Source organism: Paraburkholderia franconis, assembly GCF_009362735.1.
Taxonomy (GTDB): Bacteria; Pseudomonadota; Gammaproteobacteria; order Burkholderiales; family Burkholderiaceae; genus Paraburkholderia; species Paraburkholderia franconis.
On record NZ_WHNP01000159.1, the window covers coordinates 1 to 6,154 of the forward strand.

Here is a 6,154-nt window from a genome sequence, read left to right on the forward strand (position 1 = left end):
ATGCGTCACCGGTTGCGCGTCATCCAGCTTAAGCAATGGCGCCGCGGGCCGACCATCTACCGGGAGCTACGGGCGCTGGGGGCACCGTCCGCTGTGGCGCACCAGGTGGCGGCGAACAGCCGTCGCTGGTGGCGTAACAGCGGCCAGCTCCTGAATCGCGTGCTGACCCTCGCATACTTCGATCGGCTGGGTGTGCCAAGACTCTCGTAACCTCAACTTCCCGAACCGCCCGGTGCGGACCCGCATGCCGGGTGGTGTGGCAGGGGTACGGCCTCATGGCCGTCCCCTATGCCGATCTATCGATCGCGCGTTTGGCCTATGCCGTTCCGACTCCGCCGGATGGATGGTTACGCGACAAAGCCCAGGCGAAACGCGATTGCGTTGGTAAAATTCGTTTCACCGTCTCCGCCCTCTTCTCTCTTTTCTTCATGTCCCGTCCGCTCCATATCCTCAACGAAGTTTTCGGTTATCCCGCGTTTCGAGGGCAGCAGAGCGAAATCGTCGAGCATGTCGCCGCAGGTGGCGACTGTCTGGTGCTGATGCCGACGGGCGGTGGCAAATCGCTGTGCTATCAGATTCCGTCGCTGGTGCGGCGCGAAGCGGGCTTGGGCGCGGGCATCGTCGTGTCGCCGTTGATCGCGTTGATGCAGGATCAGGTGGCGGCGCTGACGGAAGTCGGCGTGCGTGCGGCCTATCTGAATTCGACGCTGTCAGGCGCCGATGCCGCCGCGACCGAGCGCGCGCTGCGCGAAGGCGAAATCGATCTGCTCTACGTCGCGCCGGAACGTCTGATGACGCCGCGCTTTCTCGATCTGCTCGAGCGTACACGCATCGGCCTGTTCGCTATCGACGAAGCGCATTGCGTGTCGCAATGGGGGCACGATTTCCGGCCCGAGTACATTCAGCTCTCGGTGCTGCACGAGCGGTTTCCGTCCGTGCCGCGCGTCGCGCTCACCGCGACCGCCGACGCCATCACACGCGATGAGATCATTCATCGGCTCGCGCTCGACGATGCGCGTGTTTTCGTGTCGAGCTTCGACAGGCCGAATATCCGCTACCGGATCGTCGAGAAAGATAACGCGCGCGCGCAACTGCTCGACTTCATTCGCGCGGAACACATGCGCGCTGACGGCACCAGCGATGCGGGCGTCGTGTATTGCCTGTCGCGTCGCAAGGTCGAGGAAACCGCCGAGTGGTTAAAAGGGCAGGGCATCTGTGCGCTGCCTTATCACGCGGGTATGGAGTTCGAAGTGCGTCAGCAGCATCAGGAAATCTTCCAGCGCGAGGAAGGCATCGTGATGTGCGCGACGATTGCGTTCGGCATGGGCATCGACAAGCCCGACGTGCGCTTCGTTGCGCACCTGGATTTGCCGAAGAGCGTCGAAGGCTACTACCAGGAAACGGGGCGCGCCGGGCGCGACGGCCTGCCGGCAAACGCGTGGATGGCTTACGGGCTCGGCGACGTCGTGCAGCAACGCAAGATGATCGACGAATCGGAAGCCGACGACGCGCATAAGCGGGTGCAGACAGGCAAGCTCGATGCGCTGCTCGGGCTGTGCGAAACCGCCGCGTGCCGCCGCGTGCGGCTGCTCGCCTACTTCGGCGAGGAGGGCAAGCCGTGCGGCAACTGCGATACGTGCATCGAGCCGCCGGCGTCGTGGGATGCAACTCGTGAATCGCAGATGGCGCTTTCGTGCGTTTTTCGTGCACAGCGCGCAAGCGGGTTCAATTTCGGCGCCGGGCATCTGATCGACATTCTGCGCGGCAATCGCAACGAGAAGATTCTGCAGCGCGGTCACGATCGGCTCAGTACGTTCGGAATCGGTGCGGCGTTGTCCGAGCACGAATGGCGAGCGGTCTTTCGCCAGTTGGTCGCGTTCGGGTTTCTTACCGTCGATCACGAGGGCTTTGGCGCGCTCGTGTTGACGGAAGCGAGCAAGCCCGTACTGAAGGGCGAGCAGCAGGTGACGATGCGCCGTTATGTGAAGCCGGTGCGCACGCGCCAATCGTCCGGACGCACGAGCGAGCGCGCCGATCCGACGGCGGGCATGAGCGCACGCGAGCGCGCGCGCTGGGACAGGCTGCGCGCGTGGCGCACCGAAACGGCGAAGAGCGACGGCGTGCCCGCCTACGTCGTTTTCCACGATGCCACGCTGGCGGAGATCGCGCGCAATGCGCCCGAATCGCTGGACGATTTGCGCCACATTCCGGGGATGGGCGCGCGCAAGCTCGACCGTTTCGGCGACGAATTGCTCGAAGTCGTCGCCGCGGACTGACCTCGAATCATCGACAACCCGCTCGAATCGACGCAACCTGTTGACTCGTTTAGGATTTTCGGAATATGATGCTAGGTTCCGGTTCTTGGCAGGATTGCGTGCGGCGTAAGCTCTGCGAGCCCGTCAAGGCAGGAAGTCAGAAGCGCATTCGTTTTTGCTTTGCCCAGAAATGGATGCGTCGATTTTGTTCAATTTCAGGAATAAACAATGCCAACCATCAATCAACTGGTTCGCAAAGGCCGCACGTCGGAAACGACGAAGAGCAAGAGCCCGGCCTTGCAGGACTGCCCCCAGCGTCGCGGCGTGTGCACCCGTGTGTACACCACGACGCCGAAGAAGCCGAACTCGGCACTCCGTAAGGTCGCCAAGGTTCGTTTAACGAACGGCTTCGAAGTCATTTCGTACATCGGTGGTGAAGGCCACAACCTGCAGGAACACTCGGTCGTGCTGATTCGCGGCGGCCGTGTGAAGGACTTGCCGGGTGTGCGTTACCACATGGTTCGCGGCTCGCTGGATACCCAGGGCGTCAAGGATCGTAAGCAGGCTCGCTCGAAGTACGGTGCTAAGCGCGCCAAGGCCGGCAAGTAATCAGCCGGTCAATGCAGCAGTAACAGGTCGCCTGCAAAGGCGGTTGTAGCGGTGGTGCCGGATAGCCGGTGCTGTCGAGTAAGTGGTCACCCGACCAGGCTGGTAAGTCGTAATGGATGAATCGGGTTAGTTGGTGGCCGCGGGGTGGTGCAGAGGCACTGCTCCAACTGAAAAGTCAAAGGAAGAAACATGCCGCGTCGTCGCGAAGTCCCCAAGCGGGAAGTGTTGCCGGATCCGAAGTTCGGTAACGTTGATGTAGCAAAATTCATGAACGTGCTGATGCTCTCCGGCAAGAAGTCGGTTGCCGAGCGCATCGTGTACGGCGCTTTCGAACAGATCCAGACCAAGGGTGGCAAGGACCCGCTGGAAGTGTTTACGGTAGCGCTCAACAACGTCAAGCCGGTGGTCGAAGTGAAGAGCCGCCGCGTTGGTGGTGCGAACTATCAGGTTCCGGTCGAAGTGCGTCCGTCGCGTCGTATGGCATTGGCGATGCGTTGGTTGCGTGAAGCCGCGAAGAAGCGCAGCGAAAAGTCGATGGCCCTGCGCCTGGCAGGTGAGCTCTCCGAAGCGGCTGAAGGCCGTGGTGGCGCAATGAAGAAGCGCGACGAAGTTCACCGGATGGCAGAAGCCAACAAGGCGTTCTCGCATTTCCGTTTCTAAGCGTCCCGTCCCCGGGTTAGCAGTAAAGCGGAAAGAAATTCCGGGCGGGTGCGCTTACAGGCGCCTCGCCCGTTTGTGTTAGGGCGCGATGGACTCTCTGTTCCATCGTGTCATCCCAATAGAGGATCAAAGTGGCTCGCAAGACTCCTATCGAGCGCTACCGCAACATCGGTATTAGCGCTCACATCGACGCCGGCAAGACGACGACGACCGAGCGCATCCTGTTCTATACCGGCGTGAACCACAAGATCGGTGAAGTGCACGACGGCGCCGCCACCATGGACTGGATGGAGCAGGAACAGGAACGTGGTATCACGATCACGTCCGCTGCTACCACCGCGTTCTGGAAGGGCATGGGTAACAACTACCCGGAACACCGCATCAACATCATCGACACCCCGGGTCACGTCGACTTCACGATCGAAGTCGAGCGCTCGATGCGCGTGCTCGACGGCGCATGCATGGTGTACTGCGCAGTGGGCGGCGTGCAGCCGCAGTCGGAAACGGTGTGGCGCCAGGCTAACAAGTACAAGGTTCCCCGTCTCGCGTTCGTCAACAAGATGGACCGTACCGGCGCGAACTTCTTCAAGGTTTACGATCAGCTGAAGACCCGTCTGAAGGCCAACCCGGTTCCCGTGGTGGTGCCGATCGGCTCGGAGGAGAACTTCAAGGGCGTCGTCGATCTGCTGAAGATGAAGGCGATCATTTGGGACGAAGCGTCGCAAGGCACGAAGTTCGACTACGTCGACATCCCGGCTGAACTCGTTGACACGTGCAACGAGTGGCGCGAAAAGATGATCGAATCGGCGGCTGAAGCCAGCGAAGAGCTGATGGAAAAGTACCTCGGCGGCGACACGCTGACCGAAGCGGAAATCGTCAAGGCTCTGCGCGACCGTACGATCGCGTGCGAAATCCAGCCGATGCTGTGCGGCACCGCGTTCAAGAACAAGGGCGTGCAGCGCATGCTCGACGCCGTCATCGATTTCCTGCCGTCGCCGGTCGACATTCCCCCTGTCAAGGGCGAACTCGAAAGCGGTGAGGCTGCTGAGCGCAAGGCGTCGGACGACGAGAAGTTCTCGGCGCTGGCATTCAAGATCATGACCGACCCGTTCGTCGGCCAACTGATCTTCTTCCGCGTGTACTCGGGTATCGTGAATTCGGGTGACACCGTGCTGAACTCGACCAAGGACAAGAAGGAACGTCTTGGCCGTATTCTGCAGATGCACGCAAACCAGCGCGAAGAAATCAAGGAAGTGCGCGCAGGCGACATCGCTGCGGCCGTCGGTCTGAAGGAAGCGACCACGGGCGATACGCTGTGCGATCCGGCGCACCCGATTGTTCTCGAGCGCATGATCTTCCCGGAGCCGGTGATTTCGCAGGCAGTCGAGCCGAAGACGAAGGCTGACCAGGAAAAGATGGGCCTGGCGCTGAACCGTCTGGCACAGGAAGACCCGTCGTTCCGCGTCCAAACGGACGAAGAATCGGGCCAGACCATCATTTCGGGCATGGGCGAACTGCACCTCGAAATTCTGGTCGACCGTATGAAGCGTGAATTCAACGTCGAAGCGACCGTCGGCAAGCCGCAGGTTGCGTATCGCGAAACGATCCGCGCGACGGCGACTGACGTGGAAGGCAAGTTCGTCAAGCAGTCGGGCGGCCGCGGCCAGTACGGTCACGCTGTCATCACGCTCGAGCCGAACGAGCAAGGCAAGGGCTACGAGTTCCTGGACGAGATCAAGGGCGGTGTGATTCCGCGTGAATACATCCCGGCGGTCGACAAGGGTATCCAGGAAACGTTGAAGAGCGGCGTGCTCGCTGGCTTCCCGGTCGTCGACGTGAAGGTTCACCTGACGTTTGGTTCGTACCATGACGTCGACTCGAACGAAAACGCGTTCCGCATGGCCGGTTCGATGGCGTTCAAGGAAGCAATGCGCAAGGCGAGCCCGGTGATCCTCGAGCCGATGATGGCCGTGGAAGTCGAAACGCCGGAAGACTACATGGGCAACGTGATGGGCGACCTGTCGGGTCGTCGCGGTATCGTCCAGGGCATGGAAGACATGGTGGGCGGTGGCAAGATCGTCCGCGCCGAAGTGCCGCTGTCGGAGATGTTTGGCTACTCGACGTCGCTGCGCTCGCTGACGCAAGGCCGCGCAACGTACACGATGGAATTCAAGCACTACGCAGAAGCTCCGCGTAACGTGTCGGAAGCGATCATCAACGCGAAGTCGAAGTAAGACCTCGCACAGTCATTCATCGAACAACTTTTTGAAAGAAGAGAAACATGGCTAAAGGTAAATTCGAACGGACCAAGCCGCACGTGAACGTCGGCACGATCGGTCACGTTGACCACGGCAAGACCACGCTGACGGCGGCGATCACGACGGTGCTGACCGCAAAGTTCGGCGGTGAAGCAAAGGCCTACGACCAGATCGACGCGGCGCCGGAAGAAAAGGCGCGCGGCATCACGATCAACACGGCACACGTCGAGTACGAAACGGCGAACCGCCACTACGCACACGTCGACTGCCCGGGCCACGCTGACTACGTGAAGAACATGATCACGGGCGCCGCGCAGATGGACGGCGCCATCCTGGTGTGCTCGGCCGCTGACGGTCCGATGCCGCAAACGC

General features: G+C 61.0%; 5 protein-coding genes and 1 pseudogene. All 6 read left to right on the forward strand.

The features are described from left to right. Positions 1 to 210 (forward strand): annotated as a pseudogene (locus tag GCT13_RS46540) (group II intron reverse transcriptase/maturase); the annotation flags it as partial. A 218-nt stretch (positions 211 to 428) separates the two neighbouring features. After that, positions 429 to 2,276: a DNA helicase RecQ gene (gene recQ / locus GCT13_RS46545; RefSeq protein WP_152768321.1), complete on the forward strand. Its 1,848-nt coding sequence runs from the start codon at positions 429 to 431 to the stop codon at positions 2,274 to 2,276. A 207-nt stretch (positions 2,277 to 2,483) separates the two neighbouring features. Beyond that, complete coding sequence (rpsL, locus tag GCT13_RS46550; RefSeq protein WP_006053290.1) at positions 2,484 to 2,864, forward strand: 30S ribosomal protein S12; 381 nt, start codon at positions 2,484 to 2,486, stop codon at positions 2,862 to 2,864. A gap of 189 nt (positions 2,865 to 3,053) precedes the next feature. Continuing rightward, complete coding sequence (gene rpsG / locus GCT13_RS46555; protein ID WP_006053291.1) at positions 3,054 to 3,524, forward strand: 30S ribosomal protein S7; 471 nt, start codon at positions 3,054 to 3,056, stop codon at positions 3,522 to 3,524. 131 nt (positions 3,525 to 3,655) lie between these two features. Continuing rightward, positions 3,656 to 5,758: an elongation factor G gene (gene fusA / locus GCT13_RS46560; RefSeq protein ID WP_090873972.1), complete on the forward strand. Its 2,103-nt coding sequence runs from the start codon at positions 3,656 to 3,658 to the stop codon at positions 5,756 to 5,758. Between the two features lie 47 nt (positions 5,759 to 5,805). After that, positions 5,806 to 6,154 (forward strand): GTP-binding protein (locus GCT13_RS46565; protein ID WP_193727973.1); only part of this gene is annotated, 349 nt, incomplete at its 3' end.